General features: G+C 56.4%; 22 protein-coding genes. 15 read left to right on the forward strand and 7 right to left on the reverse strand.

The features are described 5' to 3' along the window. Nucleotides 1-49: 49 nt before the first annotated feature. Entirely contained in the window at nt 50-865 is an 816-nt protein-coding gene (gene metQ / locus FQK12_RS06810) for a methionine ABC transporter substrate-binding lipoprotein MetQ (RefSeq protein ID WP_004851417.1), read from the reverse strand. Nucleotides 866-1,137: 272 nt separating this feature from the next. Between metQ and add the strand changes: the two genes are divergently transcribed. Then, nucleotides 1,138-2,139, forward strand: a complete 1,002-nt coding sequence (add, locus tag FQK12_RS06815; protein ID WP_014229583.1) for an adenosine deaminase — start codon at nt 1,138-1,140, stop codon at nt 2,137-2,139. A 70-nt stretch (nt 2,140-2,209) separates the two neighbouring features. Here add and FQK12_RS06820 read toward each other — a convergent pair whose 3' ends face one another. Continuing rightward, nucleotides 2,210-3,250 carry an oxidoreductase gene (locus tag FQK12_RS06820; protein ID WP_014229584.1) on the reverse strand — a complete coding sequence of 347 codons (1,041 nt, stop codon included), beginning with the start codon at nt 3,248-3,250 and terminating at the stop codon, nt 2,210-2,212. Between the two features lie 188 nt (nt 3,251-3,438). Here FQK12_RS06820 and blr point away from each other — a divergent pair, with 188 nt between their 5' ends. The 13 genes from blr (at nt 3,439) to gstA (ending at nt 15,273) form a co-directional block, all read left to right on the forward strand. Beyond that, nucleotides 3,439-3,588 (forward strand): division septum protein Blr, encoded by a 150-nt coding sequence (gene blr, locus FQK12_RS06825; RefSeq protein ID WP_014229585.1) that lies wholly within the window; start codon nt 3,439-3,441, stop codon nt 3,586-3,588. A gap of 103 nt (nt 3,589-3,691) precedes the next feature. Then, nucleotides 3,692-5,062 (forward strand): GH1 family beta-glucosidase, encoded by a 1,371-nt coding sequence (locus tag FQK12_RS06830; RefSeq protein ID WP_014229586.1) that lies wholly within the window; start codon nt 3,692-3,694, stop codon nt 5,060-5,062. A 219-nt stretch (nt 5,063-5,281) separates the two neighbouring features. Continuing rightward, nucleotides 5,282-5,497 carry a transcription modulator YdgT gene (gene ydgT, locus FQK12_RS06835; protein WP_004134363.1) on the forward strand — a complete coding sequence of 72 codons (216 nt, stop codon included), beginning with the start codon at nt 5,282-5,284 and terminating at the stop codon, nt 5,495-5,497. A 79-nt stretch (nt 5,498-5,576) separates the two neighbouring features. After that, on the forward strand, nt 5,577-6,017 hold the full coding sequence (locus FQK12_RS06840) for a DUF2569 domain-containing protein (RefSeq protein ID WP_014229587.1): 441 nt from the start codon (nt 5,577-5,579) through the stop codon (nt 6,015-6,017). Nucleotides 6,018-6,094: 77 nt separating this feature from the next. After that, a complete protein-coding gene (gene rsxA / locus FQK12_RS06845; protein WP_004102633.1) occupies nt 6,095-6,676 on the forward strand; it encodes an electron transport complex subunit RsxA in 582 nt (193 codons plus the stop codon). Further along, nucleotides 6,676-7,254 carry an electron transport complex subunit RsxB gene (rsxB, locus tag FQK12_RS06850; protein WP_014229588.1) on the forward strand — a complete coding sequence of 193 codons (579 nt, stop codon included), beginning with the start codon at nt 6,676-6,678 and terminating at the stop codon, nt 7,252-7,254. Before rsxA ends, rsxB begins: the two co-directional genes overlap by 1 nt. Then, nucleotides 7,247-9,433 carry an electron transport complex subunit RsxC gene (gene rsxC, locus FQK12_RS06855; protein ID WP_146295675.1) on the forward strand — a complete coding sequence of 729 codons (2,187 nt, stop codon included), beginning with the start codon at nt 7,247-7,249 and terminating at the stop codon, nt 9,431-9,433. Before rsxB ends, rsxC begins: the two co-directional genes overlap by 8 nt. Continuing rightward, on the forward strand, nt 9,434-10,486 hold the full coding sequence (rsxD, locus tag FQK12_RS06860; RefSeq protein ID WP_014229590.1) for an electron transport complex subunit RsxD: 1,053 nt from the start codon (nt 9,434-9,436) through the stop codon (nt 10,484-10,486). Nucleotides 10,487-10,496: 10 nt separating this feature from the next. Continuing rightward, complete coding sequence (gene rsxG / locus FQK12_RS06865) at nt 10,497-11,117, forward strand: electron transport complex subunit RsxG (RefSeq protein ID WP_004851434.1); 621 nt, start codon at nt 10,497-10,499, stop codon at nt 11,115-11,117. A gap of 3 nt (nt 11,118-11,120) precedes the next feature. Beyond that, a complete protein-coding gene (locus tag FQK12_RS06870; RefSeq protein ID WP_004851436.1) occupies nt 11,121-11,828 on the forward strand; it encodes an electron transport complex subunit E in 708 nt (235 codons plus the stop codon). Beyond that, the gene (gene nth / locus FQK12_RS06875) at nt 11,821-12,456 is read left to right on the forward strand and encodes an endonuclease III (RefSeq protein ID WP_004851438.1); all 636 of its coding nucleotides are present in this window, start codon (nt 11,821-11,823) and stop codon (nt 12,454-12,456) included. Before FQK12_RS06870 ends, nth begins: the two co-directional genes overlap by 8 nt. 597 nt (nt 12,457-13,053) lie before the next feature. Then, the gene (gene dtpA / locus FQK12_RS06880) at nt 13,054-14,559 is read left to right on the forward strand and encodes a dipeptide/tripeptide permease DtpA (protein ID WP_014229591.1); all 1,506 of its coding nucleotides are present in this window, start codon (nt 13,054-13,056) and stop codon (nt 14,557-14,559) included. A 108-nt stretch (nt 14,560-14,667) separates the two neighbouring features. Further along, complete coding sequence (gene gstA / locus FQK12_RS06885) at nt 14,668-15,273, forward strand: glutathione transferase GstA (protein ID WP_004851441.1); 606 nt, start codon at nt 14,668-14,670, stop codon at nt 15,271-15,273. Between the two features lie 47 nt (nt 15,274-15,320). Here gstA and pdxY read toward each other — a convergent pair whose 3' ends face one another. The 5 genes from pdxY to anmK all read right to left on the reverse strand — a co-directional run bounded on the left by pdxY (nt 15,321) and on the right by anmK (nt 20,025). Next, a complete protein-coding gene (gene pdxY / locus FQK12_RS06890; RefSeq protein ID WP_009654806.1) occupies nt 15,321-16,181 on the reverse strand; it encodes a pyridoxal kinase PdxY in 861 nt (286 codons plus the stop codon). A 61-nt stretch (nt 16,182-16,242) separates the two neighbouring features. Beyond that, on the reverse strand, nt 16,243-17,517 hold the full coding sequence (tyrS, locus tag FQK12_RS06895; protein WP_014229592.1) for a tyrosine--tRNA ligase: 1,275 nt from the start codon (nt 17,515-17,517) through the stop codon (nt 16,243-16,245). Nucleotides 17,518-17,770: 253 nt separating this feature from the next. Beyond that, the gene (pdxH, locus tag FQK12_RS06900; RefSeq protein ID WP_004851446.1) at nt 17,771-18,427 is read right to left on the reverse strand and encodes a pyridoxamine 5'-phosphate oxidase; all 657 of its coding nucleotides are present in this window, start codon (nt 18,425-18,427) and stop codon (nt 17,771-17,773) included. Between the two features lie 57 nt (nt 18,428-18,484). Beyond that, complete coding sequence (mliC, locus tag FQK12_RS06905) at nt 18,485-18,808, reverse strand: C-type lysozyme inhibitor (protein WP_014229593.1); 324 nt, start codon at nt 18,806-18,808, stop codon at nt 18,485-18,487. 92 nt (nt 18,809-18,900) lie between these two features. After that, nucleotides 18,901-20,025 carry an anhydro-N-acetylmuramic acid kinase gene (anmK, locus tag FQK12_RS06910; RefSeq protein WP_014229594.1) on the reverse strand — a complete coding sequence of 375 codons (1,125 nt, stop codon included), beginning with the start codon at nt 20,023-20,025 and terminating at the stop codon, nt 18,901-18,903. 271 nt (nt 20,026-20,296) lie between these two features. Between anmK and slyB the strand changes: the two genes are divergently transcribed. Next, nucleotides 20,297-20,764, forward strand: coding sequence for an outer membrane lipoprotein SlyB (slyB, locus tag FQK12_RS06915; RefSeq protein ID WP_004851450.1), 468 nt, complete (start codon nt 20,297-20,299; stop codon nt 20,762-20,764). The last annotated feature ends 132 nt before the right edge of the window (nt 20,765-20,896 follow it).

Consider the following 20,896-nt stretch of genomic DNA (forward strand, 5'->3'; position numbering starts at 1 on the left):
CGCATCACATGCGCCAGCCCGCGCGTCACGGGCCTGAAAACGTCAACGATTACCAGCCCTTAACCGCATCGCCTTTGTAAAGCTGCTCTGCTGCCGCGGCCACCTCATCGCTCTGGTAGGCCTTCACCAGGTTTTTCACCTTTTCGCTGTCTTTATTTTCGATACGACTGGCGAAGATATTCACGTAAGGGGAATCTTTGCTTTCCACAAACAGGCCGTTGCGCGACGGCGACAGCCCGACCTGGCTTGAGAAGGTGGTATTGATAATCGCCATGGTTATCTGCTGGTCGTCCAGCGCGCGGGTGAGCTGCGGCGCTTCAATTTCGACGATTTTTAGCTTTTTCGGGTTGTTAATAATATCCAGCGAGGTGGGCAGCAGACCCACGCCGTCCTTCAGCGTAATCAGCCCCTGCTTTTGTAGCAGCAGCAGAGAGCGGCCGAGGTTAGTTGGATCGTTGGGGACCGCCACCTGCGCGCCATCGGGCAGCTGAGCAACCGACGTGATTTTCTTCGAATAGGCCGCTATCGGATAAACGAACGTGGTGCCAACCTGAACCAGCTTATAGCCGCGCTCCTGGATCTGTTTGTCCAGATAGGGCTTATGCTGGAAAGCGTTAGCATCAAGATCGCCATTGTTCAGCGCCTCGTTGGGCAGGACGAAATCATTAAACGTCACCACCTCAACGTCGAGATTGTACTTCTCTTTCGCCACTTTTTGCGCCACCGCCCAGACTTCCTGGTCAACGCCTGCGCTTATGCCCACTTTGATGTGGTTGGGGTCCTGCTCGCCAGGTTTGCAGGCGGCCAGCAGCAGCGAGCCTGCGACAACCAGCGGTACCGCGACTTTTTTTAACGTGAAGATCATATTCCCAGAGTCCTTTTTAAAATTGCCTGCCATTCATTGCAGGAAAACCAGCGCCTGAGACTATAGAAAATCTCGGGCGCGAAATTAAATACTGATTGTCTATGATTAATAGCGTTTTGCTATGAGCGATTTCGTCATTGCTCCCTTTGAGAGGGCAATCTTCCCTTCCCTCACCGTTTTTCCTTGTATTGTTCGGTAATTTTCTCCGCTTTTAACCATTTATCGTTCTGATGTACAATGACGCGCACTTTAACTAAAAAAAGAGTGCGACCATGATTGATTTAACTTTGCCATTAACCGACATCCATCGCCACCTTGATGGTAATATCCGGGCCCAAACCATTCTCGATCTTGGCCGCCAGTACAACCTCGCCCTTCCGGCAGACACCCTCGACACCTTACGTCCTCATGTACAGGTCACCCGCAATGAGCCTGACCTGGTCAGCTTCCTCGCTAAACTTGACTGGGGCGTAAAGGTGCTGGCCTCGCTGGAAGCCTGCCGCCGCGTCGCTTATGAAAACCTCGAAGATGCCGCTCGCAACGGCCTGCACTACGTTGAACTGCGTTTCTCTCCGCGCTATATGGCGATGACCCACCAGCTGCCGGTCGCGGGCGTGGTCGAAGCGGTGATCGCCGGCGTTAAAGAAGGCAGCCGCGACTTTAACGTTGAGGCCCGCCTGATCGGCATTCTGAGCCGCACCTTTGGCGAAGCGGCCTGCGAAGAGGAGCTTGCGGCCCTGCTCGCCCATCGCGATGGCATCACCGCCCTCGACCTCGCCGGGGATGAGCTCGGCTTCCCGGGAAATCTGTTTATGGATCACTTCAGCCGCGCGCGCGATGCGGGCTGGCGCATCACCGTACATGCGGGCGAAGCCGCTGGCCCGGAAAGCATCTGGCAGGCGATTCGCGAACTGGGCGCCGAGCGTATCGGCCACGGCGTGAAGGCGGTGCAGGATCCGGCGCTGATGGATTATCTCGCCGCGCAGCGAATCGGGATTGAGTCCTGCCTGACCTCTAATATTCAGACCAGCACCGTGCCATCCCTGGCCGAGCATCCGCTGAAAACATTCCTTGAACACGGCGTGCTGGCCTGCATCAATACCGACGACCCCGCCGTTCAGGGCGTCGATATTATCCATGAATACACCGTCGCCGCCCCGGCAGCCGGTTTAAGCCGCGAGCAAATTCGCCAGGCGCAGAGAAACGGTCTGGAGCTCGCCTTTTTAAGCGCCCAGGAGAAAGCGGCGCTGATCCAGCGCGTGCAGCAGGCTTGATGTTTCTCCCCCGTGCCAGCACGGGGGGAAGCTCAATCAGCGCCTGGCCAGCGCGTTTCGTCAGGTCGGCCTAATTCAGGCACAGCGTCGCCCGATGCCTGGCCGACTCCAGCCCAAGCTCAATCAGCTCCATAATCTGAATCGCCTGGCTTGCCGGAACCGGGTTAACGCCGATGCCATTAAGCGCATCGCGAATGGCGGCGTAATACGCTGGATAGTTGCCCGGTAGCGTCAGCCACGACTCCTCGGTGATTTCCTCGCCTTCGGCACGCGTCAGCAGCCCGTCGCGCATATCATACCCCCAATCCTCCTGCGGCAGGCGCTCACCGCTTTTCAGCCGTTCTTCCTGCGGATCAAGGCCGTATTTCACATAGCTTCCCCGCGAACCGTGGATGATAAAGCGCGCCGTTTCCGCCGCGGCCACCAGGGTTCCGTGCAGCACCACGCGACGCTGCGGCCAGGCCAACACCGCATGAAAATAGTCTGTGGACTGGGAGCCAGGCCGTAGCTGAGCCAGGTCGACCTGCATACTCACCGGCAGACCGAAGAGATTTACCACCTGGTCCAGCAGATGCGGGGCAAGATCGTACCAGATGCCGCTGCCCGGCCCACCTTGCTCGCGCCAGCGTTGCCGTACCTGCGGTCGATAGCGGTCGAAATGCGACTCAAAATAGCCGACTTCCCCTAACAGGCCTTCGTTAATCAGCGACTTCACCGTCAGAAAATCGCTGTCCCAGCGGCGGTTATGGAACACGGACAGCAGTCGCCCCTCGCTTTTGGCAATGGCCTCAAGCTCGCGAGCCTGTGACAGTGTCACGGTAAACGGTTTATCCACCACTACATGCTTGCCCGCTTCCAGCGCAGCTTTCGCCAGCGGGAAATGGGTATCATTGGACGTGGGGATCACCACCAGATCGATATCGGGGTCGCTAAAGAGCGCCTGCGGTGCGGTCACCACCTTCACCGCAGGCCAGTCGGCCAGCACTTTCGTTTCATCGCTGCTCGAGACCGCCGCCAGCGTCATCCCCGGCGTACCGCTGACCAGCGGCGCATGAAAGGTTTTGCTCGCATAGCCGTACCCGATTAAACCTACCCGGATAGGGTCACTCATTTTTCTGCCCCCTTAACGAAATGTCGCAGCCGCACTAACACCGCGATTCTGAACGCATCTTCGACGCGTTTGCCCCTGCACCGGTTGCTCAGCTTTACGCCATTTGCGCAGCTAAGATCATGTAACACTTGCGTTACTTCAGTCGTTGAGTACCATTTCAGTCTGGTTTCACCATTTGCCGTAGAGTTATGGAAAACGTTTTTAACCGTATTGTAGAACTTATTGGCTGGATTGTTTTGGGCGTTTCGGCCCTGCTTTTAGTTATCGCTCATCATATTGATAACTACCAGTCCCCGCCTGCCGTTGATGCTGTTCAGACGAAGCCGCTGTCGAAATAAACAGTGACCCGCTTCGCAACTATGCAACCGGTTTCTGAAACCGGTTGCATAGTTGCATACGCCTTTATTACACTCTCTTTATCAATCGATAAGGAGTTTCTTCATGTCCAAATTCCCGCAACACTTTTTATGGGGCGCCGCGACCGCGGCCTGGCAGGTTGAAGGCGGTCACGATGCCGACGGCAAAGGCCCTTCTATCTGGGATATTTATTCTCACCTTCCGGGCACCACCTATCAGGGGACGACCGGTGACGTCGCCGTTGACCACTACCATCGTTTTCGCGAAGACGTAGCGCTGATGGCGGAAATGGGTTTGCAAAGCTATCGCTTTTCTATTTCCTGGCCCCGCCTGCTGCCTGGCGGCCGCGGTGAAGTGAACGAGGCTGGCGTCCAATTTTACAGCGACCTGATTGACGAACTGCTGGCGCATAACATTGAACCGATGATTACCCTGTACCACTGGGATCTTCCCCAGGCGCTGCAGGATGAAGGCGGCTGGGAGGCGCGCAGTACCGCGGAAGCCTTCGCTGAGTACGCTCGCCTGTGCTATCAACGTTTTGGCTCCCGGGTCAAACTGTGGGCAACCTTTAACGAGACTATCGTCTTTATCGGCCACGGTTACATTAACGGCCTCCATCCTCCTGCGGTGCGCGATCCGGCGCGCGCCATTCAGGCCTGCCACCACGTCTTTATCGCCCATGCGCTGGCCGTGAAAGCGTTTCGTGAAATGGGCGTGGCGGGGGAGATAGGGTTTGTCAACGTGCTGCAGCCGCACACCGCATTAACCGACAGTGAGGAAGATAAACGGGCGACAGAGATGGCGGACGCCATCCATACCCACTGGCTCTACGATCCGGTATTAAAAGGCGGCTATCCCGCAGAGCTACTGCAGCAGACCCGGGCGCTGTGGGGGGTTCCGGTCTTTGAACCGGGAGACGACGCGCTGCTGCGTGACAACCGCTGTGACTTTATCGGCCTGAACTACTATCGCCGTGAAACCGTGTCGGCGCAGCCTCCTGAAGTACCAACCGGCGGCGAGCCGGGCGTGGATGGGCTCTTCTACTTCGTGCGCAACCCGCAAAGCACCTATACCGAATGGGGCTGGGAAATTTGGCCTCAGGGCTTAACCGACGGGATCATGATGATTAAAGCGCGCTACGGTGATATTCCGATCTACATCACCGAAAACGGCCTGGGGGCAATAGACCCGATTATCAATGGCGAAATCGTCGACGACCCGCGGATTGACTATCTCAGTAGCCATATTACCGCGCTGGAAAAAGCGCTGGAACAGGGCGCCGACGTGCGCGGCTACTACCCCTGGTCCTTTATTGATCTTTTGAGCTGGCTGAACGGTTATAAAAAACAATACGGATTCGTTTATGTCGATCACCAGCAAAATCTGGCGCGTAAACGGAAAAAGAGTTTTTTCTGGTATCAAAACGTTATTGCCAGCCGAGGCGAACAGCGTTAATCTTCTCTCCCAGGCGCCTTCCGGCGCCTGATTCAGTTATGGAATACTCTTAAATTTCTTTTTACCAGGCCGGAAACATCATCTGTTCTTGTCACCGGTATTTACAACCGAAATAATTGCATACAGTTTATCTTAGAAAGGAACTGCCGGTTGAGAACAGGTTTACTCAGTATGGGTATATTCAACTTAATTTATTCCGATTATAAAATGGATACGCAAATGACCGTTCAGGACTACTTATTAAAATTTCGTAAAATCAGTTCGCTGGAAAGTCTGGAAAAACTTTTTGATCACCTTAACTATTCCCTGACCGATAACGAAGAGATCGTCAACATGTATCGCGCGGCCGACCATCGCCGGGCGGAGCTGGTTTCTGGCGGCAAATTGTTCAACATCGGCGAAGTGCCCAAGTCCGTCTGGCGCTACGTGCAATAAAGACTGTCATCATTCACGCCAGTTGCTTATACTTCCGCCCTGCTTTTATTTATAACTGGCGTTGAATTCTGGAGTAATAATGTCTTCTGACTCTGTGGAACGTATTGGCGGATGGCTTCTGGCACCGCTGGCATGGCTCCTGGTAGCCTTGCTTAGCGCCTCATTGTCGCTGCTGTTTTTTGCTGATGCTCTGATGTCTTCCCAGACTTACGCATTGCTGAGCGCGATGAGCATCGAACATCTCGCCCTGTGGATCGCCTCCTTAGCCTTTGCGATCGCCATGTGGTACTACACGCTGTGGTTGACCATCGCCTTCTTTAAACGGCGGAAAGGGGTACCGAAGCACTACATTATCTGGCTGCTGATCACGCTTCTGCTGGCGGTAAAAGCCTTTGCCTTTTCCCCGATTTCCGACGCGCTCGCGCTGCGCCAGCTGCTCTTCCCTCTCCTCGCCGCAGCGCTGCTTGCGCCCTATTTCAGGCGCTCTCAACGGGTTAAGCGGACCTTTGTGAATCCGTAATAACCACACAGTTAACCTGTTGTCGCCGGTATCGATTTATTCGATAATAGACGGCTTTTTCTATTTCAGGTCGAATGATGGCTGATTATTTACTGCTCTTTGTTGGCACTGTTCTGGTTAACAACTTCGTGCTGGTGAAGTTTCTTGGACTGTGCCCGTTTATGGGGGTTTCCAAAAAGCTGGAAGCCGCTATGGGGATGGGGCTCGCCACCACGTTTGTGATGACGCTGGCCTCTATTTGCGCCTGGTTAATTGATACCTGGATCCTTATCCCGCTGGATCTGGTCTATTTACGTACGCTGGCCTTTATCCTGGTCATCGCCGTGGTGGTGCAGTTTACCGAAATGGTCGTGCGTAAAACCAGCCCGGCGCTGTATCGCCTGCTTGGCATCTTCCTGCCGCTGATCACCACCAACTGCGCGGTGCTCGGCGTGGCGCTGCTCAACATTAACCTTGGGCATAATTTCCTGCAATCGGCGCTGTACGGTTTTGCCGCCGCGGTCGGTTTTTCGCTGGTTATGGTGCTTTTCGCCTCCATTCGCGAGCGACTGGTGGTAGCGGATGTTCCCGCGCCGTTTCGCGGTAACGCGATTGCGCTGGTCACCGCAGGTTTAATGTCCCTTGCTTTTATGGGCTTTAGTGGTTTGGTGAAGTTGTAATGAACGCTGTCTGGATAGCCGTGGTCGCCATTAGCCTGCTGGGGCTAATTTTCGGCTTAATTCTGGGGTACGCCTCCCGCCGCTTTGCGGTGGAAGATGACCCGGTGGTGGAAAAAATTGATGCCCTGCTTCCGCAGAGCCAGTGCGGCCAGTGCGGCTATCCTGGCTGTCGTCCCTACGCTGAAGCGGTGGGGACCCAGGGCGAGAAAATCAACTGCTGCGCCCCCGGCGGCGAAGCGGTGATGCTGAAAATCGCCGAGCTATTGAACGTCGATCCGCAGCCGACAGACGGCGATGCGCAGGAAGCCGAACCGGTGCGAATGCTGGCGGTGATCGACGAGGCGAACTGCATCGGCTGCACAAAATGCATTCAGGCCTGTCCCGTCGATGCCATCGTCGGCGCCACGCGCGCCATGCATACGGTGATGAGCGATCTCTGTACCGGCTGTAATCTTTGCGTCGCGCCTTGTCCGACGCAATGTATTGAACTGCGCCCGGTGGCGCCGACGACAGAAACCTGGAAATGGGATCTTCAGACCATCCCGGTACGCATTATTCCCGTGGAACAACATGTTTAAGTTATTTTCCGCTTTTCGCAAAGATAAAGTCTGGGACTTCAACGGCGGCATCCATCCGCCAGAAATGAAAACCCAGTCCAACGGTACCCCGCTGCGTCAGGTTTCACTGCCGCAGCGTTTTGTCATTCCGCTAAAACAGCATATTGGCGCGGAAGGTGAACTCTGCGTTCAGCCGGGCGATCGCGTCCTGCGCGGCCAGCCGTTAACGCGCGGCTGGGGCAGAATGCTGCCGGTGCACGCCCCGACGTCCGGTACGGTGGCGGCCATTGCCCCCCACTCTACCGCCCACCCTTCCGCGCTGGCGGAAATGAGCGTCATTATTGATGCCGATGGCGAAGACCGCTGGATTGAACGCGATGGCTGGAACGATTACCAGAATAAATCCCGCGAAGCGCTGATTGAGCGTATTCACCAGTTTGGCGTGGCCGGACTGGGCGGCGCGGGTTTCCCGACCGGCACCAAGCTGCGCGGCGGCGGCGACAAAATCGACACACTCATTATCAACGCCGCCGAGTGCGAACCCTATATTACCGCCGACGACCGTCTGATGCAGGATTGCGCGGCGCAGATCGTCGAGGGTATTCGCATCCTTGCCCATATTCTGCAGCCAGCTCAGGTACTGATCGGCATCGAGGATAATAAACCGCAGGCGATTTCGATGCTGCGCGCGGTATTAGCCGACACGCACGGTATTTCCCTGCGCGTGATCCCCACGAAATATCCCTCCGGCGGCGCGAAACAGCTGACGCAGATCCTTACCGGCAAGCAGGTGCCTCACGGCGGACGCTCCTCTGACATCGGCGTGCTGATGCAGAACGTCGGCACCGCCTATGCGGTGAAACGCGCGGTAATCGACGGCGAGCCGCTGACCGAGCGCGTCGTCACCCTGACCGGGGAAGCGATCTCGCGTCCGGGCAACGTCTGGGCGCGCCTCGGCACTCCGGTCAGCCATCTGCTCAACGATGCCGGTTTCTGTCCGAGCGGCGATCCTATGGTAATTATGGGCGGGCCGCTGATGGGCTTCACCGTGCCGTGGCTCGACGTGCCGGTCGTGAAAATCACCAACTGCCTGCTGGCGCCGTCGGCGAGCGAAATGGGCGAGCCGGAAGAGGAAAAAGGCTGCATCCGCTGCAGCGCCTGCGCGGACGCCTGCCCGGCCGATCTTCTGCCGCAGCAGCTTTATTGGTTCAGCAAAGGCCAGCAGCACGACAAAGCCACCAGCCATAACCTGGCGGATTGCATTGAGTGCGGCGCCTGCGCCTGGGTCTGCCCAAGCAATATCCCGCTGGTGCAGTACTTCCGCCAGGAAAAAGCGGAGATTTACGCGCTTGCTCAGGAAGAGAAACGCGCGGCGGAGGCGAAATTACGCTTTGAGGCCCGTCAGGCGCGTCTTGAGCGCGATAAAGCCGCGCGTCTGGAACGGCATAAGCAGGCCGCGGTCCAGCCCGCGGCGAAAGATCAGGACGCGATTAACGCCGCCCTTGCCCGGGTACGGGAAAAGCAGCGTGACGCGGCGCAGCCAATTATCGTGCTCTCCGGCGCCAAACCGGATAACAGCGAAGCCATTGCCGCCCGCGAAGCCCGCAAGGCCGAGGCCCGGGCACGCAAAGCGCAGCAACAGGCACAAAGCAACGTCGCCGGGCCGTCATCCGACGCCGCCGTTGACCCGCGCAAGGCCGCCGTCGAGGCCGCCATCGCCCGAGCCAAAGCGCGCAAAGTCGAACAGCAGGCGGTTCCTGCGGAAGACGCCGCAGTAGAGCAGCCTGCCGCTGTTGACCCGCGCAAAGCCGCCGTCGAGGCCGCCATCGCCCGGGCCAAAGCGCGTAAAGCCCAACAGCAGGCCGCTCCGACGGAAGACGCCGCAGCGGAGCAGCCTGCCGCTGTTGACCCGCGCAAAGCCGCCGTTGAGGCCGCCATCGCCCGAGCCAAAGCGCGCAAAGTCGAACAGCAGGCGGTTCCTGCGGAAGACGCCGCAGCGGAGCAGCCCGCCGCCGTTGACCCGCGCAAGGCCGCCGTCGAGGCCGCCATCGCCCGGGCTAAAGCGCGTAAAGCAGAACAACAGCAACAAGCAGTTCCCCCGTCGGCAGCCAATGATGACGCCCGCAAAGCGGCAGTCGCTGAAGCAATCGCCCGCGTTCAGGCCCGGAAAGCATCCCGGCAGGCAGTTAACGAGGATTAAATGGTTTTCAGAATCGCAAGTTCCCCTTATACCCACAATCAGCGCCAGACTTCGCGGATTATGCTGCTGGTGCTGCTCGCCGCCGTGCCCGGCATCGCGGTTCAGACCTGGTTTTTCGGCTGGGGTACCGTGCTGCAAATTATCCTTGCCGCCATCACGGCGTGGGGAGCCGAAGCGGCCATCCTTAAACTGCGCAAACAAAATATTCCCGCGATCCTCGCCGATAACTCCGCGCTGCTGACCGGCCTGCTGCTGGCCATCAGTATTCCGCCTTTTGCTCCCTGGTGGATGGTGGTGCTGGGGACCGCGTTCGCGGTGATCATCGCTAAACAGCTCTACGGTGGTCTGGGTCATAATCCTTTTAACCCGGCGATGATCGGCTATGTCGTACTGCTCATCTCCTTCCCGGTCCAGATGACTTCGTGGCTCCCGCCGCATGAGATAGCCGCCAATGTTCCCGGATTTAGCGACGCGCTGCGGATGATTTTCACTGGCCATACGGCGAGCGGTGGAGACATGAACAGCCTGCGAATGGGCATTGACGGTATCAGCCAGGCCACGCCGCTGGATACCTTCAAAACCTCGCTTCATGCCGGTCACGCGGTTGAAGAGATTCTCCAGTATCCTGTCTACGGCGGCGCGCTCGCCGGCCTCGGCTGGCAGTGGGTTAACGTGGCGTATCTGGCGGGTGGTCTGTTCCTGTTATGGCAAAAAGCCATTCGCTGGCATATTCCGGTCAGTTTTCTGCTGAGCCTTGCCGTTTGCGCTACCCTCGGATGGCTGTTCTCCCCGGAAAGCCTCGCCTCGCCGCAAATTCATCTGCTGTCCGGCGCCACCATGCTGGGCGCATTCTTTATTCTGACGGATCCGGTAACCGCCTCCACCACCAATCGCGGACGCCTGATCTTCGGCGCGCTGGCGGGGTTACTGGTATGGCTAATTCGCAGCTTTGGCGGCTATCCGGATGGCGTGGCCTTTGCCGTTCTGCTGGCCAATATTACCGTTCCCTTGATCGATTACTATACGCGCCCGCGCGCGTACGGCCACCGCTGAGGACCCGAACATGTTACAAAGCATGCGTAAACACGGCATCACGCTGGCCCTCTTTGCGGCGGGGTCTACCGGGCTGACGGCCGCGATTAACGAGCTGACCAAAAGCACCATTGAAGACCAGGCTGCCCAGCAGCAAAAAGCCTTATTTGACCAGGTTATGCCGGCTAATCTTTATAACAACGACTTGCTGAAAAGCTGTTATCAAGTTACCGCCCCGGCGCTGGGAAAAGGCCAGCACAAGGTTTGGATCGCTCAGGATGGCGAAAAACCGGTGGCTGCGGTGATGGAAGCCACCGCTCCGGACGGCTATTCCGGGGCCATTCAGCTGCTGGTGGCCGCCGATTTTAAAGGTACCGTGCTGGGTACCCGCGTCACCGAACATCATGAGACGCCGGGGCTGGGCGATAAAATCGAACTCAGAATTTCCGACTGGATCACCCTCTTTGCCGGTAAAGTGATTCATGGACAAAACGACAGCCACTGGGCCGTGAAAAAAGACGGCGGCGACTTCGACCAGTTTACCGGGGCTACCATTACCCCGCGCGCGGTGGTCAATGCCGTCAAGCGCGCCGGCCTGTACGCACAAACGCTGCCCGCGCAGATTTCCGCATTCACTCCCTGTGGAGACTAAATCATGAGCGAAGTAAAAGACGTTATTGTTCAGGGGTTGTGGAAAAACAACTCCGCGCTGGTTCAGCTGCTGGGGATGTGTCCCCTACTCGCCGTGACCTCGACCGCCACCAACGCCCTTGGCCTTGGGCTGGCGACGACGCTGGTGCTCACCCTGACGAACCTGACCATTTCCAGCCTGCGCCGCTGGACGCCGGCGGAAATCCGTATTCCGATTTACGTCATGATCATCGCTTCGGTGGTGAGCGTCGTGCAGATGCTGATCAACGCCTACGCGTTCGGCCTCTATCAGTCTCTGGGGATCTTTATCCCGCTGATTGTCACCAACTGTATCGTGGTTGGGCGCGCTGAGGCCTTTGCCGCGAAAAAAGGCCCGGCGCTGTCGGCGCTGGATGGTTTTTCCATCGGTATGGGGGCAACCTGCGCGATGTTTGTGCTCGGCTCAATGCGGGAAATTCTCGGCAACGGTACCCTGTTTGACGGTGCCGATAGCCTGCTCGGCAGCTGGGCTAAAGTTCTGCGCATTGAAGTATTTCATACCGATACGCCGTTTCTGCTGGCGATGCTGCCGCCGGGGGCATTTATTGGCCTCGGCATGATGTTGGCGGTAAAATACCTTATCGATGAACGTAGCAAACAGCGCAAAGCTAAAGCGGTACAAGCCGATGTCGTTGCGCCGTCTGATGTGACGGGAAAAGCCTGGAATGAATAAGAGTAAACGCCTGGAGATCCTCACCAGGCTCAGGGATAACAACCCGCACCCCACCACGGAGCTGAATTTTCACTCGCCGTTTGAATTATTGATTGCCGTCCTGCTCTCGGCGCAGGCCACCGACGTCAGCGTCAACAAAGCGACGGCAAAACTCTACCCGGTCGCCAACACACCGGCGGCCATGCTGGCACTGGGCGTTGAGGGCGTGAAGTCGTATATCAAGACTATTGGCCTGTTTAACAGCAAAGCAGAAAACGTCATCAAGACCTGTCGTATCCTGCTTGAGCAGCACAATGGTGAAGTGCCGGAAGATCGGGCGGCCCTTGAGGCGCTTCCCGGCGTCGGCCGTAAAACCGCGAACGTGGTACTCAACACCGCCTTCGGCTGGCCGACAATCGCCGTCGATACGCATATCTTCCGCGTTTGCAATCGGACACAATTCGCGCCCGGTAAGAACGTTGAACAGGTTGAAGAAAAGCTGTTAAAGGTGGTTCCAGCGGAATTTAAAGTCGACTGCCATCACTGGTTAATCCTGCACGGCCGTTATACCTGTATTGCCCGCAAACCGCGCTGCGGCTCCTGCCTGATAGAAGACCTTTGCGAGTACAAAGAGAAGGTCGATCTCTGAACACGCATCGCGTCATTATCCATCAGGGTGATGACGCTGCTTTTCCCCCGCCTTCATCGACATTCACGCCATCATTTTCGCGCTGTTGCGGGTGATTATGCGGTTATATAATCATCGGCCAGCTTATTCATTTTTTTTAGAGGCAAAATTTCTATACATTTGTGATCGAGATCACCTGGTCAATTTATTGTTGATTTAATGTTAACGCTTTTGCGTGCAAACCTGCTGATTCAAATACCCTTAAGTTAAATACCAACACAATAACCCATCAATTTTTAGGATTACGGGCTATATCACTGGATGCAAGCGCATACAGCCGAACATATCGCCATTATGCGAAAAACTTCGGATTCCAGAAGATAAAAACTCCCCCTTTGGCTAAACCTTGAAATTTAACTCTGAATAACATTTGAGTAGGCGGTGTATTATGCCGCATGGAATATGTGTAACAGATTATTGCAAAGCTATTGCCTGAAGGGGCAGGATAGTGAACATTACCTGCCGTTTTCCCTCCAGAATAACTATAAAGGCGGCGGTCTGAGAAGATTGCGCCCCGAACACCCCCCGTTAATATGGGATGTAAAAAAAGAGGTATTTGTGTCGACTGCAAACAATAAACCAACAGAAAGCGTAAGTTTAAACGCTTTCAAACAACCACGTTCGTTCTATCTCATCTTCTCTATTGAGCTGTGGGAACGTTTTGGTTTCTACGGCCTGCAAGGGATCATGGCCGTTTACCTGGTTAAACAGCTGGGTATGTCAGAAGCGGACTCTATTACTCTGTTCTCCTCCTTTAGCGCGCTGGTCTACGGCCTGGTGGCGATTGGCGGCTGGCTGGGCGACAAGGTGCTTGGCACTAAGCGCGTCATCATGCTCGGCGCAATCGTTCTGGCTATCGGCTACGGCCTGGTAGCGTGGTCCGGGCACGATGCGAGCATCGTGTATATGGGTATGGCGACGATTGCCGTCGGTAACGGCCTGTTTAAGGCTAACCCCTCTTCCCTGCTCTCAACCTGCTATGAAAAGAACGACCCGCGTCTGGACGGTGCATTTACCATGTACTATATGTCCGTCAACATCGGTTCCTTCTTCTCTATGCTGGCCACGCCGTGGCTGGCGGCGAAGTTTGGCTGGAGCGTCGCTTTCGCCCTGAGCTTTGTCGGCCTGGTTATCACCATCGTCAATTTCGCTTTCTGCCAGCGCTGGGTTAAACAGTACGGCTCGAAGCCTGACTTCGCCCCGCTGCAGGTAGGTAAGCTGCTGGCGACTATCGTTGGCGTGGTGGTTCTCATCGCGATTGCAACTTGGCTGCTGCACAACCAGGGTATTGCACGTATGGCGCTGGGCGTGGTTGCGCTGGGCATCATCGTTATTTTCGCTAAAGAAGCTTTCGCGATGCAGGGCGCGGCCCGTCGTAAAATGATCGTCGCTTTCATCCTGATGCTGCAGGCGATTATCTTCTTCGTTCTGTATAGCCAGATGCCAACCTCCCTCAACTTCTTTGCGATTCGCAACGTTGAACACTCTCTGCTGGGCATCGCTTTCGAGCCTGAGCAGTACCAGGCGCTGAACCCTTTCTGGATCATTATCGGTAGCCCGATTCTGGCCGCCATTTATAACAAGATGGGCGATACCCTGCCGATGCCGATGAAGTTTGCTATTGGTATGGTCCTGTGCTCCGGCGCCTTCCTTGTCCTGCCGCTGGGCGCTAAGTTCGCCAGCGACGCGGGCATCGTAAACGTCAGCTGGCTGGTGATCAGCTACGGCCTGCAGAGTATCGGTGAACTGATGATTTCCGGTCTGGGTCTGGCAATGGTGGCACAGCTGGTTCCGCAGCGCCTGATGGGCTTCATTATGGGTAGCTGGTTCCTGACTACCGCTGGCGCCAACCTGATCGGCGGCTACGTGGCGAACATGATGGCGGTGCCGGATAACGTGACTGACCCGCTGATGTCGCTGGAAGTTTACGGTCGCGTGTTCCTGCATATCGGTGTCGCCACCGGCATTATCGCCATCCTGATGCTCATGACGGCGCCGAAGCTGAACCGTATGACCCAGGACGACGATAAAACGGCAAAAGCCAGCGATACCGCTACGGCTTAAGCTCCCCGGGAAAACCCATAAATTTAAACCGCTAACGCGCTGTTAGCGGTTTTTTTTTACCCCTGGGCGGACTAACATACAGGAAACCGCAGCCACGAGGAGTTACCGATGAAACTGTTCTACAAATCCGGCGCTTGTTCTCTTGCTTCGCATATCGCGCTACGCGAAAGCGGGCTGGACTTCACCCTGCAGGGCGTTGACGTGATGAAAAAACGTCTCGAAAACGGGGATGATTATCTGCAGATCAACCCGAAGGGTCAGGTACCGGCGCTGCTGCTGGACGATGATGTGCTGCTGACGGAAGGCGTGGCCATTATGCAATATATCGCCGATCGCGTGCCGGACCGCCAGCTGCTGGCGCCGGTGGGAAGCATTGCCCGCTATCAGACGCTGGAGTGGCTTAACTACGTGGCGACGGAGCTGCATAAAGGTTTTACCCCGCTGTTTCGCCCGGATACGCCGGAGGATTACAAACCTGTCGCTCGCGCGCTGCTGGACAAAAAAATGCAGTACGTGAACGAATGCCTGGAAGATAAAGAGTGGATTAACGGGCACCGTTTCACTATCGCCGATGGCTACCTGTTTACCGTGCTGCGCTGGGCGTACGCCGTGAAGCTGGATATGGAAGGCTATAGCAATATTGCAGCCTGGATGAAGCGCGTTGCCGCCCGGCCTGCGGTAGCCGCCGCCCTTGAGGCTGAAGGGCTGAAGTGAAGCCGATGCTTGCCCGACGCAGGTCGGGCAAGTTGTTCTCACACCTCTTAAAGCTGCGTAGCGCTGAAGTAGTGCTCCGGCTGCGCGATGCGATCCTGAGCCGCCACAACCTGTAGTTCATACTCCTGCATATTTTTTGTCGCCAGCATGATTTCATACACCGCGGCGGTCACGTGCTCCAGCGCATCGCGCAGTCCCGCGCCCTGCAGCAGCTTAACCAGCAGCAGCCCGCTGGTGACATCGCCGACGCCCACCGGCTGGCGCATGCCAAAATCCACCAGCGGACGGCTGATATGCCAGGCTTCCTGCGCGGTGACCAGCAGCATTTCAAAACGATCCATACTCAGCCCGGCCCGCGAAAGATGCTTCACCAGCACCACTTCCGGCCCCTGTGCAATCAGCTCGCGCGCGGCCAGCACCGCTTCGTTGACGTTCGCCACCGGATGCCCGCAGAGGATCTCCAGCTCAACCAGGTTTGGCGCAATAATATCGCTCGCCGGCAGCGCATAGCGTACATGAAACTCCGCGACGCCGGGCGCCACGATACAGCCCTTTTCAGGGTGCCCCATGACCGGATCGCAGAAATATTTCGCGGCCGGATTGGCGCTTTTCACCTGACGCACGATGCCAAGAATATGTTCGCCCTGTTCCGCCGATCCCAGGTATCCGCTTAATACCGCGTCACAGCGCTGAAGCTGGTTAATATCGGCAATCCCCTGAACAATTTCCGTCAGATGCGCTGGCGGCATCACGCAGCCGGTCCACTTCCCGTATTGGGTATGGTTGGAGAATTGTACGGTATTAAGCGGCCAGACGTTGGCGCCAAGGCGGCGCATCGGAAATTCAGCGGCGCTGTTGCCCGCATGGCCAAACACAACGTGGGACTGGATGGCGAGGATATTCTTCATCTTGATTACCTGAGAGCAAAAAATAAGGGGCGCGGTTTCCCACGCCCCTGCCTTTACGCAATTACTTCCAGCAGACCAGACAGTAATTTTTCTTACCGCGACGCAGTAAGGTGTAGCGACCAAAGAGACGGTCGGCATCAACAAATACGTATTCCGGGTCGGACTGTTTTTCGCCGTTGATGGTCACCGCATTGGATGCGATGGTTTTACGCGCCTGACCGCGGGACGGCTGCAGTTCAGAATCAACCAGCGCCTGCATCAGATCGGCGCCTTTATCCATTTCGATCATCGGCACGCCATCCTGCGCCAGCTGTTCGAAATCGGCTTCGCTCAAATCGCTCAGGTTACCGTTGAACAGGCTCTCGGTAATGCGTTTTGCCGCCACCAGACCTTCTTCACCGTGCACCAGGCGGGTCACCTGTTCGGCCAGCACATACTGGGCGCGCGGTGCTTTACCGCTGTTTTTGTCTTCTTCTTCCAGGGCATTGATGTCAGCCATGTCCATAAAAGTGAAGAACTTCAGGAAGCGATAAACGTCGGCATCCGCAGTGTTGATCCAGAACTGGTAGAACTTGTACGGACTGGTTTTCTTCGGATCCAGCCACACTGCGCCGCCTTCGGTTTTACCGAATTTCGTGCCGTCCGCCTTGGTGATCAGCGGAACGGTCAGGCCAAAGACCTGGTTCTGGTGCAGACGACGGGTCAGGTCGATACCGGAGGTAATGTTGCCCCACTGGTCAGAACCGCCGATTTGCAGCGCCACGCCGTGCAGCTTGTTCAGGCAGGCAAAGTCGTAACCCTGCAGCAGGTTGTAGGAGAACTCGGTAAAAGAGATGCCCTGGTCGTCGCGGTTCAGACGCTGCTTCACCGCTTCTTTGTTGATCATCTGGTTTACCGAGAAGTGCTTGCCGATATCACGCAGGAATGTCAGCACGTTCATGCTGCCAAACCAGTCGTAGTTGTTGGCGGCAATGGCAGAATTTTCACCGCAATCAAAGTCGAGGAAAGGCGCGACCTGTTTGCGAATTTTATCTACCCACTCCTGCACGGTATCTTCAGTGTTCAGTTTACGCTCCGCGGCTTTAAAGCTCGGGTCGCCAATCAGACCGGTCGCGCCGCCCACCAGGGCAACCGGTTTATGGCCGGCCATCTGGAAGCGTTTCAGGCATAACAATGGAACAAGATGCCCCAAATGCAAGCTGTCAGCGGTGGGATCGAAGCCGCAATAGAGCGCGATCGGGCCTTGCGCCAGTCGCTCTGCTAACGCTTCTTCGTCCGTCACCTGGGCTATCAGCCCCCGCTCCTGCAATTGTTTAATCAAGTTACTGCTTGCCATCAAATTCTCCATCTATAAAACGACTGCACCTCTGCCGGTACACGACTTTTCGCCAGACGCGAAAAAAATATCTACGCAAAATTATTCAAGCTGCGTCGCCGCGGCAAGCATGTGAAAGCCCGGGGAACTTACTCAGGTAAGCGACAGAGCCAGGCAGGCGCAGCTAACAATGATGCAGCTTGAAAAATGAAGCGTATAGAATAAAGCGCCGGGCCACGATGCACCAGCGCTTAACACAACATTTTTGCGTCCTTTATGGCGCCAGTCGGTCGATTTGCCAGCCGCCGTTTTGCCGCTGGTAGAGAAAACGATCGTGCAGACGATGCTCGCCGCCCTGCCAGAACTCCATCTGTTCGATACTGACGCGGAATCCGCCCCAGAAGCTCGGCAGCGGCACTTCGCCCTGCTGGAATTTTTGCTTAAGCTCCAGGAACTTACTCTCAAGGATGCCGCGCGCCGAGATACGGCTGGACTGCTGCGACACCCATGCGCCAATCTGACTATCGCGCGGACGGCTATGGAAATATTTCACCACTTCCAGCGTTGAAAGGCGTTCCGCTTTACCGATAACCATCACCTGACGTTCCAGCATATGCCATGGGAAAAGCAGGCTGATGCGGGGATTTTTTTCAATCTGATGGGCTTTGCGGCTGCCGAGGTTGGTATAGAACACCAGGCCTTTCTCATCGTAGTGCTTGAGCAACACGATGCGCTGGTAAGGCTGCGAGTTTTCATCGACGGTCGCGACAACCATCGCCGTTGGGTCAGCGAGCTTTGCGTCACAGGCCTGACGCAGCCAGCGCTCAAAGAGTGCCAGAGGTTCGGCGGGAAGATCGTGGCGGCGCAGGCCACCACGGGTATACTCACGGCGCAGGTGCGCGATTTGCTGCAATTCGTCGTTATCAGACATGGCAATTGAGAAAATAATCAAAGGGTAGCGTTATTGTGCGCCCCCATGGCTGAAATCTCAACGTTTGGCGGTTTGCAGCTGACAGTTTTCCAGCACGATACGGTCCCGTTTATAGACGGTGGCGCTATCGCCCTTCGACCAGAAGACGTAAACGCCATCGGTATAGCGCGCGCCAGAGGCGGAGAGCCCCTGCTGTAAATTGAGCTGCTGATTATCGTAAATAAAGCTGACCTGCTGGCGAGTATGATTGAGATGGACGGTCAACGGTTTCTGGTCACACTGATACTCGAGGGTGTCCGTATTCATCCGCTCGACAAACTGGTTGTAGTAGCTACAGCCCGCCAGCATAAAAGGTACAGCAAGAATAAGTATTTTTTTCATCAATTTGCCTTCGACTTTCCCGGTCCGGGAAGGCATAACGCCCTCCCTCAACGCTGTCCAGTTTACGAAGAAACCGGCGCGGGTGATTTCAGTTAACTCTGATTTTGCGGCGGATTGGCCGGAAAAATCGCGCCAAGCACGGAAGCTTGCGACGCGCCGGTCACGGAAGGGAGATTGCCGGGTAGTCCGGCAAGCGTCCGCCACGCCAGCCATGCGAAAGCCAGCGCCTCCATATCATCACCGCTGATCCCCGCCTCATCGGTCGTCGATACCTCGGTTCCCGGCAGCAGCGCCGCCAGACGGGCCATCAGAAGCGGATTGCGCGCCCCGCCGCCGCATACCAGCAGGCGTTCACATCCCCCGCTGAGCAGCACCTGTTCACTGATGCTGACGGCGGTCAGCTCCGCAAGGGTCGCCTGAACGTCCTGGGCGCGAAGCCCCGGATAACGCGCCAGATGCTGCGACAGCCAGCCGTAGTTAAAGTATTCACGACCGGTGCTCTTTGGCGCCGGCAGCGCAAACCACGGATCGCTTAGCATATCCTGCAGCAACGGCAGCACAATTTTACCCTCGCTGGCCCACTGCGCGTCTTTATCGAAGGGTTTACCACACTGACGCCAGACCCACGCATCCATCAGCATGTTGCCCGGGCCGGTGTCGTAGCCGCGCACCGGCAGACCTGGCGCCAGCAAAGAGAGGTTGGCGATCCCGCCAATATTGAGAACCATTCGACGCTCAACCGGGTGCGCCAGCAGCGCGTGGTGGAACGCCGGGACCAGCGGCGCGCCCTGCCCGCCGAGCGCCATATCGCGACGGCGAAAGTCCCCGACCACCGTCACGCCGGTATGCGCGGCAATCTGGTTATTGTCGCCAATCTGCAAAGTATGCGGCGCATCGCCTGCTGGCTCATGCCAGACCGTTTGGCCATGGCAGCCGATAGCGATGATGTCCGCCGCCTTGAGCTTTTCCCGAGCCATCAATGCCAGAACCGCATCGGCAAATAACCGTCCCAGGCGCGTATCGAGACGCCCCAGCTGCGAAAGAGTCAGCTGCTGCCCCTGGCAGATGGCCAGGATATCTTCTTTAATCGCGATTGGGATGGGATAGGTCAGGCTGGCCTGCTGGGCAACCAGATTTTCATTAATTGCTGCGAGAACAACATCAACACCATCAAGGCTGGTGCCGGACATAACGCCGATAAAGCGGCCTGATTTCATACGCTTTCCTTCATTCCATGACTCTCGTATATCCCCACACTCCATCATAAACGAGGGGGCAAAGCTACGCTGCTATAATACTTTTTAACAATACAAGCAGCGCTGCCGATTCTTAGGGTAAAGAACTTGTGTTTAGTTTAGGTTGAGACGACTCTGATTATTATTTTTTGTATAGTCGTTGCATCTGCTATGCCAGCAGACGCTTAAATGCCATATAATTGGCTACAAGGAAGTTCAACAGAACGCTTCTTGGTGAACAGGAGATTCATAAATGATTTTACGTGTTTTGGCTGTCTCGATGATTGGTTTTACGCTTGCAGGCTGCGTCAGCAGCAGCGGCCTGTCCGGCGATGTTTACTCCGCATCTGAAGCCAAACAGGTCCAGAGCGTGACCTACGGCACCATTGTGCATACCCGCGCGGTGCAGATTCAGGGCGGAGATGACAGCAACGCCATCGGCGCCATCGGCGGCGCGGTGCTCGGCGGCTTCCTCGGTAACACCATTGGCGGCGGCACGGGTCGCTCCCTGGCAACGGCGGCAGGCGCAGTCGCCGGCGGCGTAGCCGGTCAGGGCGTACAGGGCGCGATGAATAAAACTCAGGGCGTTGAGCTGGAAATCCGCAAAGATGACGGTAACACCATCATGGTAGTGCAAAAGCAAGGCAGCACGCCGTTCTCCGTCGGCCAGCGCGTAGCCATTGCCGGCAGCGGCAGCCAGGTGACGGTCTCCCCGCGCTAAATCTTCTCTCTGCGGCCCGGACGGGCCGCTTATTGATATAAAATACGTATTATTTCCTCAGTGTAAATAAATAATTCATATATATTTATATTTTTCTTTTATACATGCACTAATTTGCGCCCGCGCAATATT

This window comes from Klebsiella sp. ME-303 (assembly GCF_007910085.1).
GTDB classification, from domain to species: domain Bacteria; phylum Pseudomonadota; class Gammaproteobacteria; order Enterobacterales; family Enterobacteriaceae; genus Klebsiella; species Klebsiella michiganensis.